Annotated in this window: 15 protein-coding genes; 3 read left to right on the forward strand and 12 right to left on the reverse strand. The window is 72.2% G+C overall.

What is annotated here, in order from left to right:
• The 10 genes from SACAZDRAFT_RS03740 to SACAZDRAFT_RS03785 form a co-directional block, all read right to left on the reverse strand.
• Positions 1-3,707, reverse strand: a 3,707-nt coding sequence (locus SACAZDRAFT_RS03740; protein WP_005438837.1) for a non-ribosomal peptide synthetase, incomplete at its 3' end; no start/stop codon positions are given.
• Positions 3,708-3,760: 53 nt separating this feature from the next.
• Positions 3,761-4,534 (reverse strand): ABC transporter ATP-binding protein, encoded by a 774-nt coding sequence (locus SACAZDRAFT_RS03745; protein ID WP_005438838.1) that lies wholly within the window; start codon positions 4,532-4,534, stop codon positions 3,761-3,763.
• On the reverse strand, positions 4,531-5,559 hold the full coding sequence (locus tag SACAZDRAFT_RS03750; RefSeq protein WP_005438839.1) for a FecCD family ABC transporter permease: 1,029 nt from the start codon (positions 5,557-5,559) through the stop codon (positions 4,531-4,533). Before SACAZDRAFT_RS03750 ends, SACAZDRAFT_RS03745 begins: the two co-directional genes overlap by 4 nt.
• Positions 5,556-6,569 carry a FecCD family ABC transporter permease gene (locus SACAZDRAFT_RS03755; protein ID WP_040927653.1) on the reverse strand — a complete coding sequence of 338 codons (1,014 nt, stop codon included), beginning with the start codon at positions 6,567-6,569 and terminating at the stop codon, positions 5,556-5,558. The genes SACAZDRAFT_RS03750 and SACAZDRAFT_RS03755 overlap by 4 nt, the downstream gene beginning before the upstream one ends.
• Positions 6,566-7,594, reverse strand: coding sequence for an ABC transporter substrate-binding protein (locus SACAZDRAFT_RS03760; RefSeq protein WP_005438843.1), 1,029 nt, complete (start codon positions 7,592-7,594; stop codon positions 6,566-6,568). Before SACAZDRAFT_RS03760 ends, SACAZDRAFT_RS03755 begins: the two co-directional genes overlap by 4 nt.
• 89 nt (positions 7,595-7,683) lie before the next feature.
• Positions 7,684-8,574, reverse strand: a complete 891-nt coding sequence (locus SACAZDRAFT_RS03765) for a siderophore-interacting protein (RefSeq protein WP_005438845.1) — start codon at positions 8,572-8,574, stop codon at positions 7,684-7,686.
• The gene (locus SACAZDRAFT_RS23650) at positions 8,571-8,816 is read right to left on the reverse strand and encodes a phosphopantetheine-binding protein (RefSeq protein ID WP_005438847.1); all 246 of its coding nucleotides are present in this window, start codon (positions 8,814-8,816) and stop codon (positions 8,571-8,573) included. Before SACAZDRAFT_RS23650 ends, SACAZDRAFT_RS03765 begins: the two co-directional genes overlap by 4 nt.
• Positions 8,817-9,488, reverse strand: coding sequence for an isochorismatase family protein (locus tag SACAZDRAFT_RS03775; protein ID WP_005438849.1), 672 nt, complete (start codon positions 9,486-9,488; stop codon positions 8,817-8,819).
• A complete protein-coding gene (locus SACAZDRAFT_RS03780) occupies positions 9,488-11,140 on the reverse strand; it encodes a (2,3-dihydroxybenzoyl)adenylate synthase (protein ID WP_005438851.1) in 1,653 nt (550 codons plus the stop codon). Before SACAZDRAFT_RS03780 ends, SACAZDRAFT_RS03775 begins: the two co-directional genes overlap by 1 nt.
• Positions 11,137-12,336: an isochorismate synthase gene (locus tag SACAZDRAFT_RS03785; protein WP_005438852.1), complete on the reverse strand. Its 1,200-nt coding sequence runs from the start codon at positions 12,334-12,336 to the stop codon at positions 11,137-11,139. Before SACAZDRAFT_RS03785 ends, SACAZDRAFT_RS03780 begins: the two co-directional genes overlap by 4 nt.
• 542 nt (positions 12,337-12,878) lie before the next feature.
• Here SACAZDRAFT_RS03785 and SACAZDRAFT_RS03790 point away from each other — a divergent pair.
• The 3 genes from SACAZDRAFT_RS03790 (at position 12,879) to SACAZDRAFT_RS03800 (ending at position 15,640) form a co-directional block, all read left to right on the forward strand.
• Complete coding sequence (locus tag SACAZDRAFT_RS03790) at positions 12,879-13,577, forward strand: trimeric intracellular cation channel family protein (protein ID WP_005438854.1); 699 nt, start codon at positions 12,879-12,881, stop codon at positions 13,575-13,577.
• 102 nt (positions 13,578-13,679) lie between these two features.
• Complete coding sequence (locus SACAZDRAFT_RS03795; protein WP_005438857.1) at positions 13,680-13,997, forward strand: hypothetical protein; 318 nt, start codon at positions 13,680-13,682, stop codon at positions 13,995-13,997.
• 221 nt (positions 13,998-14,218) lie between these two features.
• Positions 14,219-15,640, forward strand: coding sequence for a S8 family peptidase (locus tag SACAZDRAFT_RS03800; protein ID WP_005438859.1), 1,422 nt, complete (start codon positions 14,219-14,221; stop codon positions 15,638-15,640).
• Between the two features lie 73 nt (positions 15,641-15,713).
• Here SACAZDRAFT_RS03800 and SACAZDRAFT_RS03805 read toward each other — a convergent pair whose 3' ends face one another.
• Together SACAZDRAFT_RS03805 and SACAZDRAFT_RS03810 are read right to left on the reverse strand one after the other, a co-directional pair.
• The gene (locus SACAZDRAFT_RS03805) at positions 15,714-16,763 is read right to left on the reverse strand and encodes an NAD(P)H-dependent amine dehydrogenase family protein (protein WP_005438861.1); all 1,050 of its coding nucleotides are present in this window, start codon (positions 16,761-16,763) and stop codon (positions 15,714-15,716) included.
• A gap of 38 nt (positions 16,764-16,801) precedes the next feature.
• The gene (locus SACAZDRAFT_RS03810; protein WP_005438863.1) at positions 16,802-17,755 is read right to left on the reverse strand and encodes a quinone oxidoreductase family protein; all 954 of its coding nucleotides are present in this window, start codon (positions 17,753-17,755) and stop codon (positions 16,802-16,804) included.
• Between the last annotated feature and the right edge of the window lie 129 nt (positions 17,756-17,884).

The raw sequence follows: 17,884 nt of genomic DNA on the forward strand, positions 1-17,884 counted from the left end.
CCGGACGGCAGCACGGCGGGTCGGCCCTCCCGCGCGGCTCGGCACGCCTCGTGCAGGTCGGGCAGCAGCACCCGCCAGGAGACGCCGTCCACCGCCAGATGGTGGGCCACCACGAGCAGCCGGTCCGGCTCGCCCGACGGAGTGCGGACGAGCGCGAGGCGCAGCACGGCGCCGGTCGAGGGGTCGAGCTCCCCGGCGAGCCGCTCGGCGATCGCGGCGAGGTGGTCCTGTGTGGACTCGGTCGGCTCGGTGACGGCGTCGACCATGTCCCCGGCGTTCACGGCCTCCGCGGACAGCACCTCCAGCTCGCCGGGGTACGCCTTCCACCGCAGCCGCAACACGGCGTGCCGAGCCAGCACCGTTCGTACCCCCGCCACCAGCTCGGCGACCGTGGGCGACGAGGACACCGACACCGCGGTCCACTGGGCGTACCCGGCCACGACGCGCGGGGCGGGATGCGGCTCGGTCAGCCCTCGCACGATGGGCGGTGCCGGAACCGGCCCCACGGGGTCGTCCGCCACCGCCGCGACCACGGTCGAACGCTCGACCAGCCGCCGCGCGAGCGAGCCGAGATCGCGACGCACCAGCAGGTCGCGCGGTCGCAGCTCGAACCCGGCCGAGCGCAGCCTGCTGCTCACGGTGATGGCCGAGATGCTGTCGCCACCGAACGAGAAGAAGTCGTCGTCGGGGCTCACCTCGTCCAGCCCGAACATCTCGGCGACGATCGCGCACAGGATCCGCTCCCGCTCGGTCGCCGGGGCCCGGCCTGTGCGCGAGAGCTGCGGCACCGGCAGCGCGGCCCGGTCGAGCTTGCCGTTGACCGTGCGCGGCAGCGCGTCCAGCACGACGACCGAGGCGGGGACGAGGTGGTCGGGAAGGTGGTCGGCGAGCGCCTCGCGAACCGATTCCGGCGTGAGCTCACCGTCGCGCTCCGGCACGACGTAGCCGACCAGCCTCGGCCTTCCCGTCTCGTGGCGCAGCACCGCCGCCGCGGCACTGACATCGGGCAGGGCGCCGAGCGCGGCTTCCACCTCGCCCAGCTCCACGCGATGGCCGCGGATCTTGACCTGCCCGTCGGCCCGGCCGAGGTAGACGAAACCCCGGTCCGGCACCCAGCGGGCCAGATCGCCGGTGCGATACATCCGGGCGCCCGCTTCTCCTGGCGTGGCAAAGGGGTCGGCGACGAAGCGCTCCGCCGTGACGCCGGGCCGGTTCAGGTATCCGCGCGCGAGCTGGGGGCCCGCCAGGTACAACTCCCCCACGACGCCGGGTGGCACGGGGCGCAACGCGGTGTCGAGCAGGTAGACGCGCATCCCGTCGAGTGGGTGACCGATCACGGGTTCGCCCTCGTCGAGCACCGCACTGACACTGTCCACCGTGGCCTCGGTCGGCCCGTACATGTTGCGGGCGGCGACCCCCGAGGCGACGACCCGCTCCCACAGCGCGGGCGGGGTCGCCTCGCCACCGAGGATCAGCAGTGCCGGGCGGTGCGCGCCGTCGAGCAGTCCGGCGTCGACCAGTGGCGCGGCCAGCGACGGCGTGGTGTCCACGACGTCGACCCGGTCGGCGGCGTAGGCGGCCAGCAGCAGGTCGACGTCCTTCGTCACGTCGGCGTCGTAGAGGTGCAGTTCGTGCCCGCACAGCAGCCACGACAGCTGGTCGAGCGACGAGTCGAACGCGAACGAGTACGTGTGGGCGACCCGCAGTCGGCGGCCCACGGCGACGGCGGTCTCGGCGACGAACGTCTCACGGTGGTGGTGCACGAGCGCCCGCAGTGCGGCGACCGGCACCTGCACGCCCTTGGGTGTCCCGGTCGATCCGGAGGTGTAGATGACGTAGGCGAGGTGCTCGCCCCGGCGCGGCGCCGCGAGTTCGTGCGGCGCGAGCGGTGCGGTCGGCAACGCGGACAGCTCGGCGGCGATCTCGAGGTCGTCGAGGGACAGCCTCGGTATGGCGTCGTCCGGCGCGACGGTGCCGCGCGTGGTGAGCACGAGCGACGGTCGAGCGTCGGCCAGCAGCGCGCGCAGGCGCTGGGCCGGGTGTTCGAGGTCGAGCGGGAGGAACCCGGCGCCCGCGTCCAGGACCGCGAGCAGCGCCACCACCGTGTCGATCGACCGGGGCAGTGCGAGGGCCACGACGTCCTCGGCGCCGACGCCGCGCGCTCGCAGGAGGCGGGCGAGCCGGTGCACCCGAGCGGCCAGGTCGGCATAGGTCACGCGGCTCTCGCCGTGCTTGATCGCGATGTCGTCGCCCCGCGTCGTGGCGAGCTCGTCGAGCAGCTCACCCGGATCGCGTGGAGTCCCGGACGGGGCGGGCGGGGTCCAGGCGTCGAGGAGGCTGCGCCGCCGCTGCGGTGCGAGCAGCTCGACCTGCCCCACCGCGGGCCGCGCCGGGGCGCACAGGTCGGTGAGCAGGCGGCGCATCGCGGCGAGCCGCTCGTCGACGGACTCCTGGTCGTGGGTCGCGGCGTCCACCTCGAACCCGAGCAACAGGCCGCCGTCGCGGGTCGGCAGCACGCTGAGCCCCATGTCCTCGGGCGGACCACCCGCCACGTTGCGCATGACCCCGGTCGCCCCGGCGAAGTCGAGCGTCAGGTCGAACGCCTTGAGGTTCACCCCGCGCCCGTGCAGCAGCGCGCCCGCCCCGGGCACCGCCAGGTCACGTGGCAGGTTCTCCCCGCGGTAGCGCTGGTGGGCGCGCATCTCCCGCATCGCCTCCGCGACCCGGTGCGCCAGCACGTCCAGGCGATCACCGCTGTGGACGTCGACGCGCAGCGGCAGCACGTTCACGGCCATCCCCGGCGTACGCAGCTCCGCGGCGCTCGTGCGGCACATCAGCGGGAGCGCGAACACCACGTCGGTGTGCCCGAGCACGCGGTGCAGGAACGCCGCGTAGCTCGCCAGCAGCGCATCGCCCCAGGTCACCTTCACCTCGTCGGCGAACGCGCGGAGGGCGGCGACCTCCTCCGGCGGCAGCACCGTCCGAGCGGACACCGTGGCGGTGGGTGGTTCGGCCCGACCGGAGGTCCACTCCCCGATCTCGGGCAGGGGCGTGAGGCGGTCGACCCAGTAGGCGCGGTCCCGCTCGGCGCGGTCGCTGGCCAGGTACTCGCGGTCGGCGCGAACGAACTCGGCGAACGTGCTGAACGACGAGGGCGGCAGCGGCTCGTCCCGCACCGCCGCGGTGTAGCGGGCGGCGGTCCGGCGCGCGAGCATCGCCGCGCTGTATCCGTCGAAGACCAGGTGGTGACCCAGCTGGGTGTACCAGACCTCGCACTCCGACAGCCGGATGATCGTCTGCGAGTACAGTGGACGGTCCACCATGGCCCGGCACGCCTCCGCCGTGGCGAACCGCTCCCGCCGCACCAGCGCCTCGGCCGCCGCCACCGGGTCGGCGTCCCCGCTGACGTCCACCACCGGCGGCACGCTCACCGGGTCGGCGCAGACCCACTGACGCGGGCCGTCCGGTGTCTCCACGACGCGCAGCCGCAACGACTCCGCGTCGCCGACCGTCCCCACCATCGCCTCGGCGAGCCGTGCGACGTCGACGGGCTCGGAGCCCCGGATCTGCACCACGTCGCCGACGACGTAGTACGGCGACTCCGGCTCCAGGCGCTGCGCGTTCCAGATGCCGAGCTGCGCGCTGGTCAGCTCGAAGACCGTTCCGGCCGACGTCGACGTGACCGTGCGCGCGTGTCCCGTGCTCACTCTTCACTCCCTGGATCAAGCTGGTGCGATACGGCGGGCCTCGCCGGGCCGGCTCACTCGGGCACGACCATCGGGGTGCCCGTCACCGGGTCGGGCACGACGACGCTCGGCAGGTCGAAGACTTCCTTCAGCAGGCCGGTGTCGACGACGTCGGCGGGGCGGCCCTCGGCGACGACGCGGCCTTCCTTCATCGCGACGAGGTGGTCGGCGAAGCGGCAGGCCTGGTTGATGTCGTGCAGCACCGCGACGACCGTGCGCCCCTCGTCGCGCAGCGTGGCCAGCAGGTCGAGCAGGCGGTACTGGTGCGTGATGTCCAGGAACGACGTCGGCTCGTCGAGCAGCAGGTACGGGGTCTGCTGCGCCAGCACCATCGCCACCCAGACGCGCTGACGCTGCCCGCCGGAGAGCTCCTGCACCGGCCGTTCCGCCAGGTCGTCGACCTGCGCGACGCGCAACGCGTCGGCGACGGCCTGCTCGTCCTCGGGCGTCCACAGTGACAGCAACGACTGGTGGGGGAACCGTCCACGCGCGACGAGCTGGCCGACCTTGATGCCCTCCGGTGCCAGCGGATCCTGCGGCAGGAACGCCAGGAGCCGGGCCAGCCGCTTCGGCGCGTAGGTGCCGACGTCCTTGCCGTCGAAGGACACGCTGCCCTCGGTCGGTCGCAACAGCCGCACGAACGCACGCAGCAACGTGGACTTGCCGCACCCGTTCGGGCCGACCACGGCGGTGAAGGACCCGTCGGGCACGTCGAGGGTCAAGCGGGTCGACACCACCCGCTCGCCGTACCGCAGTGTCAGATCCCGCGCACGAAGCCGTGCGGTCATCTCCGCCTCACCTCCTGGGCCAGCAGCCACATCAGATAGCCGCCGCCGATCGCGGTCGTGACCACGCCGACGGGAAGGGACACCGGAGCCAGCAGCAGCTGCGCGAGGAGATCCGCGGTCTGCAGCAGCACCGCTCCGGTCAACGCGGCGGGAAGCACCGCGATCCCGGGCGCCCGCGCGAGCCTGCGCCCGATCTGCGGCGCCGCGAGGGCGATGAACACGATCGGGCCCGCGACAGCGGTGACGGTCGCGGTGCAGCCGACGCCGATCAGCACCAGCAGCAACCGGAGGCGATCGAGCCCGACACCGGTGGCCACGGCCACGGCGTCACCCAGCGCCGACTGGTGCATCGACTGCACCACGAGCGCCATCGCCACCAGCAGCACGCCGATCACCGTGAACGGCACCGCGACGTCCGCCCAGTCGATGCCGTTGAGGGAACCCGAGCTCCAGCCGACGGCGGCGATCGCGACTTCGAGCTCCGCCCTCAGCACGAGCCACGAGTTGAGCGCGGTCACCATCGCGTTGACCGCGATGCCGATCACGACGAGCCGGAGCCCGGACAGACCGTTCGACCGCGACAGCAGGTACACGACGGTCGCGGCCACGAGCCCACCGACCACCGAGCTGAACGCGAGCTGCACCGACGAGCTCGCCAGCAGCGTCATCGCCACCAGCGTGCCCGTGTACGCGCCGGCGTCCAGGCCGATGACGTCCGGGCTGCCCATCGGGTTGCGGGTGATGTTCTGGAAGATCGCACCCGCGACCCCGAGAGCGGCCCCGAACACGATAGCGGCGACCACCCGCGGCAGCCGCCACTCGAGAATCACCACACTCGGGTCGGTGCCGACCAGGGCGGCCAGCACCTCGCCGGGACTGCTCCACGTCGAGCCGTAGGAGAGGCCGGCGAATCCGAGCAGGAGGATGACGACGGCGAACACACCGGACAGCACCAGCGTGCGCCGCTCGACGACGAGAGCACGGCCCCGCAACCGCAGTGCGACCGTGCTTGCCGATCCGCTCACAACGATCCCGCCCCGTAACGCCGAACGGCCCAGATGAGCACCGGTCCACCGAGGAACGCGGTGACGATCGCGACGGGAACCTCGCCCGTGGGCAGCAGCACCCGGGAGAGCGTGTCGGCGGCCAGCATGAGGATCGGACCCGCGATCATGGAGTAGCCCACGAGCCACGGCACCGAACCCGCGGCCAGACGGCGCAACAGGTGAGGCACGATCAGGCCGACGAACAGGATCGGTCCGGCCACCGCGGTGGCCGCCCCCGCCAGCACCGTGATCGCGACGAGGGTGAGTGTGCGCACGCGGGCCACGTCGGCGCCCAGGGTCTGCGCGACGGCGTCGCCGAGCGCGACCGCGTTGAGCGTGCGGGACAGGAACACCGCGCCGATCAGGGCGAGCACGATCGCGGTCACCGGCAGGGTGAGGTCGGTCTGCTCACGTCCGGCCAGCGACCCGACGGCCCAGAACCGGTACCGGTCGAGCGTGTCCGGCGACATCATCCGGATGCCCAGCGACAGTCCCTGAAGCACCGCGCTGAACGCGACACCGGCCAGCAGGAGCCGCAACGTGGATCGGTGTCCGACCGCGTAGACCAGCAGCGTGGCGAGCACCGCGCCGAGCACCGCGGCGACGAGTTCCCCCCACGCCGTCACGGCGACCCCGAGCGCGGCTCCCACGGTGAGCGCGAATCCGGCGCCCTGGGTGACGCCGAGGACGCCGGGTTCGGCGAGCGGGTTGCGGGACAACGTCTGGATCAGCGCCCCGGACACCGCGAGTGCGGCGCCGACGGCGATGCCGAGGAGAGTGCGCGGCACGCGCACGTCACGCACGACGAGATGGTCGGCGGAACCGTCGAACGCGAACAGCGCCCGCAGCACCTCGCCCGGCGCCACGGGGTGCGCGCCGATCGCGACACTGGCGACGCACGCCGCCGCCAGCACCACCACACCCGCGGCGAGGACACCCACGCGGGTCGTCCTCGCCGCGGTGCGGACAGCCGAGGCCGTGACCGTCACTGTTCCAGCAGGGGCGCGAACGCCTCGTCGAGCGCGTCCAGTGCCAGCATCGCCTGCCCGTAGGTGGCGGCCTCGGTGTAGCGGATCGGGAAGGTCATCTCCTTCTTCACCGCGGGCAGGTTCCGCCACAGCTCGGACTCGGTCACGTACTTCACCGGCTCCGGCAGCGAGCCGTCGGCCTCGACGGTGTAGGTGATGGCGTCCGCCTCGGTGAACGCCGAGGGCAGCTCCTCGATGGACGGGTACTCGCTGACCGCGCGGGAACCTTCGCCCTTCTCCTTCACCTCGCCGTAGTAGTGGCCGCCGATGTCGTTGACGATGTTGGTGCCCCACGAGCCGTCGAACTCGCGCTGGAAGTTGCCGTTCTCGACCTCACCGTAGGAGCCGACGTGGGCGAGCTTGAGCGACGGCAGGACGTCCTCGTACTTCTCCGCCAGCTCGGCCGCCTTCTTCTCGTACTCGGCCTTCAGCGCGTCGAAGTTCTCCAGCGCGCCCGCGGCGTCGGCCTGCTGGCGCGACAACTCGCGCCAGGCCCCCGGCACGGTCGGTCCGATGGCGACGACCGGAGCGATCGACTCCAGGCGCTCGACGTCGACGTCCTTGAGCACCGGAGCCGGTACCCCGATGACGATCAGGTCGGGCTCGGCCTCGGCGATGGCCTCGTAGTTCGTCTCCGCCGCCGACTCGCCGGCGACCTTCGGCAGCTCGTCGTAGGTGGCGCGGTCCTCGTCGCTCATCATCGGCTCGCCGCGCTTCCACGTGGAGATCCCGACCAGCGGGGCCTCGGCCTCGATCAGCGCCGGGACCGCGTACCCGGTGGCGACGACCCGCTGCGGGTCGGCGGGGATGGTGACGTCGCCGTTGTCCGCGGCGAACACCCGCGTCGCGCCGTCCTGTGCGGACGCCTCGTCGTCCGCGCCGGCGCCGCACCCTGCCACCGTCGCGCCGAGCGCGAGCACGGTGGCCGCGACAAGGGTTCTGGTCCTGGCGGTCCTCGACAGGCGGGGGAAGCTGACTCGTGACATCGGTCAATGTCCTCGGTGTTCCAGGCAGGCCGCATCGGCCCGGCACGGTTGGGGAAGGGTCGTGGCGCCGAGGGTCGGCGCCGGGGTCGTCAGTGGTCGGCGTGGACCGGCTGCTCGGCGTGGTCGTGCTCGTGGTCGTGGTCGTCGTAGTCGGCGACGCCGCGCTTCCAGTAGCCGGTGACGTCGTAGTCGTGCGGGGCGAGGCGCAGCTCGTGGCGGGCCCACCGGCGCAACGGCTTGATCGAACCTGCTTCGCCGGCCACCCACACGTAGGTCCGCTCGTCGGGCGAGACGGGCAGCGCGCGCACGGCGCGTTCGAGCAGATCGGTGGTGCCGGGTGCCCGGTCACCGCGGTGCAGCCAGCGCACCTCGACCGCCTCGGGGCGCCGGAGCTCGATCTCCTCTTCCGGACCCGCCACCTCGATGACGGCCCACCCCGCCGCGGTCGGGGGCAGCGCCTCCAGCCAGCGGGCGATCGCGGGCAACGCGGTGATGTCTCCCGCCAACACGTACCGGTCGTAGACGAAGGGCACGATCAGGCCACCGGGCGGCCCGGCGACGTGCACCTGCTCCCCCGGCCGCACCGAACGAGCCCACTCGGACGCCAGCCCGCCCGGGTGCAGCGCGATGTCGATGTCGAGCTCACCGGTCACCGGGTCGTACGCGCGGACGGTGTACTCGCGCGCCGTCGGCGACGGCCGGGGCCAGCGCAGCATCAGCCCGTTCGGCTCGGGCAGCCGGGTCACCCCGTCGGAGTCGGGGAAGATGAGCTTGACGTGCTCGTCGGGAGAGTGGGCCTCGAACCCCTGCGTTCCCTCGCCACCCACCGTGACCCGGATGAGCCCGGCTCCGAGGGCGGAGGTCCGGACCACTTCGGCCGTGCGGATGCGGATCGGGTAGCCCACCTTCTCGGCGACGGCGCCCGCCCGGACCTCGGCGATGCGGTCGAGGTGGCGGTGCCGGTGGTCGACGCGGGTCATGCCGCCACCTCGCCGGTGACGACGGAGATCCAGTGCGCGAGCTCGGGGCGCTCGGCGAGGTCCGGGTACTCCACGGTCGCCCCCGCCGCCCGCCAGCGGTCGATCAGGCTCATGATCCGGATCGAGTCCAGGCCGAGATCCAGCAGGCTCTCCTCCGGATCGATCGATCCCGGATCGCGGCCCAGCAGCTCCGCCACGTCGGCGCGCACACGCTCGGCGGTCAGAGGGGACTTGTCGTTCATTCAGCTCACTCCTGTGGTCATCTCGACCGCGAGGGCGGTCCGGACGTCGGCGGTGGTGGTGACCACGCCGCAGCGCGACGCGACGTAGTCGCACGCCTGGTCGTGGTGGGTGCGGGAGAAGTCGGCGACGGCGTCGGCGACGAGGAACGGCTGGACGTCCCGCATGAACGCCTCGACCGCGGTCGCCTGGCACCCGATGTGGGCGTAGACGCCGGTGACGACGAGCTGGTCGCGGCCCGCGGCGGCCAGCAGCTCGGCCAGCGCGCTGCGCTGGAAGGCGCTGTAGCGCCACTTGACCAGGACGACGTCGTCGGCGGCCGGTGCGAGTTCGTCGACGACGTCGGCCGCGCCCGGATCGGCGTCGATGACCGCGCCGATGCCGTCGCCCCAGAACTGCGTCAGCAGCCCGCGGTCGGCGGGGTTCTGGTGGCCCGGCTGCGCGGTGTAGAACACGGGCACGCCGCGCTCGCGGCACTCGGCGGCGAGCGCGGCGGTGTTCGCCACGACCTCGGGGATCGGCGCCCCGGCGTAGGGGGCGAGGAAGTAGCGCTGCATGTCGTGGATCAGCAACGCCGCCCGGGACGGATCGACCCGCCAGTCCACCCGTCCTGCCGGCAGTTCCGCCGCGCCGGGCAGGGCGTACGGCTGGATCGTCGGGAGGGACACCCGCATCACCTGTTCCTGGCCTGGGCCGCCAGCGCGGCCCGTAGTTCACGTTTGCTCGTCTTGCCGACACCGGTGACCGGGAACTTCTCGACCACGATCACCAGGTCCGGCACCTTGAAGGCCGCGATACCGCGCTCCCGCACGAACCGGCGCAGCTCGGCCTCACCCGGGCTCGCGCCGTCGGTGGGCACGACGTACGCGCAGGTCCGCTCGCCCAGGTACTCGTCGGGCACGCCGACCACCGCGGCGTCGAGCACGTCGGGATGGGCGATGAGGTGGTTCTCGACCTCCTCGGCCGAGACCTTCTCCCCGGCCCGGTTGATCTGTTCCTTGGCCCGCCCCACGACCTCGAGGTGCCCGGACGGGTGGCGCCGCACGAGGTCACCGGTGCGGTAGAACCCGTCGGAGGTGAACGCCGTGGCGTTGTGCTCGGCGGCGCGGTAGTACCCGCGGATGGTGTACGGCCCGCGGGTCAGCAGGGCACCCACCTCGCCGGGAACGACCTCGTCGGTCGAGGCGGCGTCCGGGTTGTCGGGGTCGACGACCCGGATCTCGTCGTCCAGCGAGATCGGCCGGCCCTGGGTGCCGAGGACGAGCTCGTCGGGGTCGTCGAGCCGCGTGTAGCAGACCAGGCCCTCGGCCATGCCGAACACCTGCTGCAGGCGGCAGCCGAGCGCGGGCCCGATGCGTTCGGCCAGTTCCCGCGCGCACTTCGCCCCGCCGACGAGCAGCACCTCCAAACTGGACAGATCGTGTTCGGTGCGGGCCGCGGCCTGCACCCACGCCGCCGCCAGCGGGGGCACCACCCCGCTGATCGTCACCCGTTCCGACTCGATCAGCCGGAACGCGACGCCGGGGTCGGGACGGGGAGCGAGCACCGTGGTCGCCCCGGCGTGGAGGGCACCGAGCACTCCCGGGGAACTGAGCGGGTAGTTGTGCGCGACCGGCAACGCCGCGAGATACACGCTGTCCGGCCGCAGCGCGCAGATCCGCGCACTCTCCCGCACGCTGTAGAGGTAGTCGTCGTGGGTACGCGGGATCAGCTTCGACAGCCCGGTGCTGCCGCCGGACAGTTGCAGGAACGCCACGCCCTCCGGGTCCGGGTCCGCGAACTCCCGGGGCGGTGCCTCGCTCAGCTCGGTGAACTCCGGCGAGCCGACCACGAGGACCTCCCGCACGCTCGCGACGTCGTCGGCGACCTCCCGCGCGGTGGCGGCGTGGTCGTGGCGCTCGTGCTCGGCGACGGTGATGATCGCGCTCGCCTCCGCCTTCTCGGCGAAGTGGCGCAACTCCGTACGGCGGTGCGCGGGAAGCGTGAACACCGGCCAGGCGCCCAGGCGCCACAAGGCGAAGATCACGGAGACGAACTCCGGCCGGTTCGGCAGCTGCACGAGCACCCGGTCGCCCGCCCCGATGCCGCGACCGGCGAGGCCGGCGGCCAGGCGGTGCGCCCGGTCGTCGAGGTCGGAGTAGGTCCATCGGGCGGGGACGCCGTCGCTCTCCCCGACCACCGCGGTGCGGTGCCCGTACGCGGCGGCGAGCGTGGTCAGCAGCGCCCCGAAGGTCTGCCCGCGCCAGTGGCCCGCGGCCCGGTAGCGTGCCGCCACGTCGGCGGGCCAGCCGACGTGGTCCGGACCATCGGGATGTCCGGCGCTCACGAGGTCTCCTCCGCGTCGAGCGCACCGAGCAGCGTGCGGAACTTCGCGCTCGTCTCGGCGAGTTCCGCGGCGGGGTCGGACCCCGCGACGATCCCGGCGCCCGCGAACACGCGCACCGTGCGATCGCACACCTCCGCGCAGCGGATGGTGACCACCCACTCGCCGTCACCGTCCGCGTCGGTCCACCCGACGAGACCGGAGTAGTACCCGCGGTCGTGCGGTTCGAGCTCGGCGATGAGGTCGCGGGCGAGGCCGGTCGGCGTGCCGCACACCGCGGGCGTCGGGTGCAGGGCCTCGGCCAGCCCCAGCGACGACGCGGCCGGGTCGCGCGGGTCGGCCAGTGTGCCCGTGATGCGGGTCGAGAGGTGCCACATGGTCGGCGTTCCGATCACCTCGGGTTCGGCCGGGACCTGCAGGTCCGCGCAGAACCGGCCGAGCACCTCGCCCACCTGGGCGGCCACGTGGGCGTGCTCGCGCCGGTCCTTGTCCGACGTGAGCAGGTCCGCGATCCGCCTCCGGTTCTCCGCCTCGTCGTCACTGCGGGGCCGGGAGCCCGCCAGCGGATTGGCGACCACGGTGGCGCCCCGGCGCGACACCAGCAGTTCCGGGCTGGCCCCGACGAGGGTGCGCGGTGCCCGGTCCCCCGGCTCGGTGATGTCGACGGCGAAGGCGTGGGCCGCCGGATTGGCCTGGACCATACGTCCGAGCAGCCGCGGCACGGGGACGGGCTCGGGGGCGGTCAGCTCCAGCGACCGCGCGAGCACGACCTTCTCCAGGTCGCCCCGGCCGATCCGGCGGAGCGCCTCCACCGCGGCCGCGATGTAGTCCTCCCGCGCGGGACGAGGGGCGATCGTCCAGGGACCGAGCGCGCCCGCCGCACCGCCCGGGAGACCGGACCCGGGCGGGCCCGCCCTCCGCACGACGGCCGGTATCACCAGGCTGGCGTCGGAGTCCGGGCGGAATCCGATCGCTCCCACGACGATCGGCTCGGACTCCCCGTCCGCGACCGCCGACTCCAGCGCCGCCGCCACTCCTTCGGCGCGCCGGCCGGGATCGGTCCGGACGATGGCGCGCACGCCGTCCGCGAGGACGGTGCCGCTCGGCGAGGAGTAGTAGAACGATCCGGGCAGATACGCGGCCAGGAGGTCGGCCGCCCGGTAGCCGGGCACCGGCCGCGTCAGCACGGACGACGACACGTCACCACCCCCAACAGTTCGTATGGTTAGCCTTACCTAACCAGGAATCCCACTCGGCGACAAGGCGACGTTCACGGGAAACGAGGAGACCCGCCTCACACCGAGGAGCGGTCGGCGTTTTTCCCTGGAAACAGCGACTTTCGGCCCATCGTGGCGACACAGTGGACACACGGGCACGCCGGAGACAGCAGAGCCGGCGAAGCGGCACGCCGACGCTCGGCCACGTCGAAGACTCCACCATTTCGGACAGTTCGGACACCGCGGACCGGGCCGCCCGCGCCGATGGTGCCGATGGTGGAGACCACGCTCGCCACGCGCCGACCTCCCTTCGCCGACCCAGACAGCACCATGATCATCCAGCTGTAGGAAAGGCTAACCTAATTCCACGGGGCGCGAAAGGCGCCGTGTCCCCCACAGGCCGGGAGGTCACCCGAGCGCCGGTCCCCCGGTCCGCACCGACGCGAGGGGCGGGCTTGTGACCGCGCGCACCGAGACGGACGGGCGACCCGGCGCGGGGGCCACTGCCGATCGACACTGGCGGTATGTTCCACTCGCCGGTCATCCTCGCCCTGGACCTCCTGGGGACGTTCGCGTTCGCTCTGAACGGCGCCCTGACCGCCGCCCGGGCGTCCCGTCTGGATCTCGTCGGCGTCCTGGTCCTGGGCATGGTCACCGCCCTCGGCGGAGGGATGATCCGCGACATCCTGCTCAACGTGCCTCCGGCCACGTTCGGCGACCTCCGTTACCTGGGCCTGGCCGCCGGCGGCGCCCTCGTCGCGTTCGTCCTGAGCGTGGAGCTCGAGCGCTACACGCGGCTCATCAACGTCTTCGACGCGATCGGGTTGAGCGTGTTCTGCGTGACCGGCATGAGCAAGGCCCTCGAAGCCGGAATGGGCAGTGTGCAGGCGGTCATTCTCGGCGTCATCACGGCGGTGGGCGGCGGAACACTGCGCGACGTGGCGGTGATGCGCGTTCCCACCGTGCTCACCAGCGACTTCTACGCCGTTCCCGCGCTCGTGGGAGCGGCCCTCGCCGCGACGGCCGTCGGCCTCGGCCTCCACGGACTCGTCGCCGCACTGGTACCCGCCGCGGTGGCCTTCACCATCCGCATGCTCGGCATTCGCTACAGCTTCCGGGTGCCTCAGGTCCGCGAAGGTAGAGCGCGGTCCGACCACGACCGGCCTCGCAAGCGGCGTCGGGGCCGCAAGCGCCGCGACACCGACACCGACACCGACACCTGAGAGCTCTCCGGCTCACCGGCCTGCACCCCACACCGCCGAGGTGCATCCTGGATCCGGAGCCGACCCTCGTTCGCCCCGTGCGGGCCGATTCCGGGAGAGCGTATGTCACGTGAGACACGAGCCTCGGCCGTCCTGGCCGGCCCCGACGAGGTGCGGTCGTGGCAGGAGGACCTCTACCGCCACCTGCACGGCTGGTCGGCGAGCGAGGACTTCAGCGACCTGGTCGGCAACCACGGCATCGCCTACAGCTACTGGGGCATCGGCGGTATCGATCCCGAGCAGTACGACCGAGCGGCCCGCGAGGGACGGCTCGGACAGGACATCCCGGCCAACCACTCGCCGGGCTTCGCCCCCGCGATCCAGCCCACTCTCGACGTCGGGACGCAGGCGCTGGTCGTGGCCGCCCTCGAATGGTTGTAACCCTTTTTCACGGTCACCGACACACCCTCGACGCTTCTCGACGTCGTGTCGCCGCAGCCCGCTGACCTGCACCTCAGCGCGCCTGCAGATGAGTTTCTCCCATCCGACTAGCCCGTTCGGCTCACGACTTTCGATGGCAGGCAATCGGCAGGGCTTTGTCTAAAGTTCACCCGATTGTGTGTCTTATCCGGACGAGGATCCGGAACCGAGCCGGAGGTGGCATGTCCCGCTTCAGACCCCTGCTGCTGCCCACCGCACTGGCGGTCGGCCTCAGCACCGTCCTCGCCGCGCCCGCGGCGAGTGCCCAGTCGCCCGCCGAGGCGGAGTGCGACACCACGAGTGCGCCCTACAACTACGTCGTGCTGTACCAGCCGCGCACGCCGCAGGCGCAGGTCGACGCCGAGTTGACCGCCAAGTGCGGTGACCGGGTCGCCTACTACCCGGAGATCGGCGTGGCCGTCGCGAGCTCCCGCAACGCCGACTTCGCCGACCTCGTCGGAGTCCACCGGGCCTACTCGGGTGCGCGCGAGGTCGCTCACCCGGCCACCACGGGCGCCGCCGCGGCACGCGCCCAGGCGCGCGCGGAGATCGAGACCGAGGAGACCGTCGAGGTCGTCACCACCACGGATGTCTCCGCCGAACAGTGGGACATGCGGATGATCAAGGCTCCGCAGGCGAACGCGATCGACGAGGGCAGCTCCTCGGTGACCGTGGGCGTGCTGGACTCGGGCATCGAACCCACTCACCCGGCGCTGGTCGGCGCACTCGACCCGACGACGTCGGCCGGATGCAACACCGGCGCGCCCGACACCGACCCCGCGGCGTGGGCACCGACGACCTCCGACCACGGCACGCACGTCGCCGGCACGATCGCGGGCAAGGACACCGCCCGCGGGTTCACCGGCATCGCTCCCGGCGTGCGCATGGCCTCGGTGAAGGTCGTCAACGACGACGGCTACATCTTCCCGGAAGCCGCCGTCTGCGGGTTCATGTGGGCGGCCGAGCACCGTTTCGACGTGACCAACAACAGCTACTACGTCGACCCGGGGATGTTCTACTGCCCAACGCAGCCCGGCGACGCCGCCGCCTACGAGGCCGTGCGGCGCGCTGTCGCGTACTCGCACCAGCGCGGCGTGCTGAACGTGGCCGCCGCGGGCAACAGCGGCTTCGACCTCACCGACCCGCCCGCCGACGACCCCAACCGGGGACACGCGGTGGACGCCGGCTGCAAGATCCTGCCCAAGAGCCTCGACGACGTCGTGACCGTGTCCGCGGTCGGCTACGAGGGCACCAAGTCCTCGTACAGCAACTACGGCTCCGGCGAGGTCGACGTGACCGCGCCGGGCGGGGATCGCGCACAGTTGCCGCCGGAGGGCGAGGGCGCGGGCTGCCCGGTGTCCAGTGTGTTCGGTGGCGAGTACGGCACCAAGTGCGGAACGTCGATGGCCGCGCCGCACGCCGCCGGGGTGGCCGCGCTGATCGCGAGCAAGCGTCCCCACCTGCCGCCGAAGGCCGTCGCGGCGCTCCTGCGCGCCAAGGCCGACAGCGTGGCGTGCGACGGCGCCGAGGACTGCACCGGGCCCGCCGCGAAGAACTCCTTCTACGGCCACGGCCTCGTCGACGCCCTGGCCGCCGTGAGGTAGTCGCGAGCGAGCCGGTCGACGGCAGGGCCGTCGGTGTCCCCCGCGGTGAGGACGACGGAGGACACCGGCGGCCCTACGACACGCGCGACGGTCCCGCGTAGCGGCCGGTCACCACGGGGAAGTCGGTGATCCGGCGGCACCCCGGTTCCGCATCGCACAGCGGGCCGATCAGGTTCACCACCCTCGCCGCGTTGAGCCGCATCATGTTCTCCACTCCGAGATGGGCGAAGTCCACCGCGAGGTCCGGGTCGCCGGACACGCGGACGCTCAGTTCGGGGTCGTCCTCGCGCTGCTGCCAGCCGTCACCGAGTCCCAGATCCGCGGCGTGTTCGATCACCGTCGTGTGCCACGGCTCGTCGTCGACGAAGCCCGTGAACTCGAAGCGCATGGCCGCCGCGGTGCCTTCCGGGATCGTGATCCCGCTGGCGGGCAGGTGCAGCTCCCGAGGGGCGGGCAGGATCTCCCACCCGGTGGTGCGGAAGTCGGTCAGCCGCGCTCCCAGGGTGTCGGCCACCAGGTGGGCCGCCTGGTACTCGTACCAGTGGAACGCCTGCGTCAGCATGGCGCCCCGCTGACTCTGCTCGCCGCACTCCTCGACAGGCGAGCCGAATCCGAGGATCCGGAGGACCTCCTTGCCCTCGTAGTCGCGGTGGAGGTTGCGCTCCCGCGTCCAGACGCGCCGCACCGACCCCGTGTAGCCGGACAGCACCAGCGGCAGGACGTCGTTGAGCAGACCGGGCATGTTGCCACCGCCGGTCAGCGACACCCCGCCCTCCCGGCAGGCCGCCTCCAGCTCCTCGTAGCCGGGGAGGCCGCGCATGTCGAAGCCACCGGCGAGCGTCAGGACGTTCTTGCCCGAGCGCAGGATGCGCACCACCAGGTCGTGGTCCCAGAACGGCGGGTTCAGCAGGACACAGTCGGCGTCCAGGGCGAGCACGGCGTCCACGTCCCGTGTGGCCGTGACGCCGATCGGGCCGATGCCCGCCAGCTCACCGGCGTCCACGCCGTCCTTGCCCGGCGTCTGCGTGACCACCGCCGCGAGTTCGCAGTCCTCGCGCTCGGACAGCAGTCTGATCTGGTGCTTCGCGATCGCACCGGTGTACCACTGGATCACCCGATACACGGGAACCTCCTCGGTCGGTCGTCACGTCCATTCCCCGCTCACCGGGCGACGTCGAGAGCGAGCTTGCCGACGGTGCGGCGCGCGCACAGGTCCTCGTGCGCTGCTCGCGCCTCGGCGAGCGGGTACACGCCGCCGCACACCACACGCAGGCGCTGCGACGTCACATGGTCGTACAGCTCGCGCAGCGCGGTCTCCAACAGTCCCGGTTTCGTCGTCGCGTGTTCGAGCACGAAGCCGCTCACGGTCGTCGAGGAGTCCATCAGCTCCGGCAGTCCCACCGGCGGCGGCAGCGTGCGGCTCGCCATGCCGTAGCAGATCAGCCGCCCCAGGGGAGCGAGCACGGCCCGGCTCTGCCGGGTGATCTCACCACCCGACATGTCCAGCACGATGTCCACACCGGACCCTTCGGTGACCTCGCGGACGGCGTCGGCGAAGTCCTCCCGGGTCGAGTCGACCGTCGCATCGGCGCCGAGGTCGCGGGCGAGCTCGCGTTTGGCCGGTGTACCGGCCGCGGCGATCACCCGGCCCGCTCCCGCGAGGACGGCCAACTGGACGGCGAGGCTGCCGACTCCCCCGGCAGCCGCCTGGACCAGCACGCTCTCACCGGGTCTGATCCGCGCGCTCTCGTGCAGGAGCAGCCACGCGGTCGTTCCCTGCACCAGCAGAGCGAGCGCGGAGAAGTCGTCGACCGCGTCCGGGATGTCCACGGGCATGGTCGCGTCGACGGCGACCCGCTCGGCATAGCCACCGTTCGGCACCGTCGCCGCGACTCGCCGTCCGTCCTCGGTGCGTCCCACCACCTCCATTCCCGGAATGACAGGCAGTCGCATTCCCGGGGATTCGGTCAATTCGGAATAGTGGGTGTCGCGGTAATTGATTCCGGCCAACGTCACGTCGACCAGCACTTGTTCTTCCGTCGGCTTCGGATCCGCGACGTCCGCGGTCCGCAACACTTCCGGCCCGCCGAAGGCGGTGATCTGGACGGCTCGCACGACGAACAGACTAAACCGGGTTCAACCGCGACGACCATCGTTCGTCGATCACGAACAGGGACCCCGCGAACCCTGGCGTCACGGACTTCCCCAGTGTCATCGGCACTTCTAGACTGTGCGCCGACCCGC

Source organism: Saccharomonospora azurea NA-128, from assembly GCF_000231055.2.
GTDB classification, from domain to species: Bacteria; Actinomycetota; Actinomycetes; order Mycobacteriales; family Pseudonocardiaceae; genus Saccharomonospora; species Saccharomonospora azurea.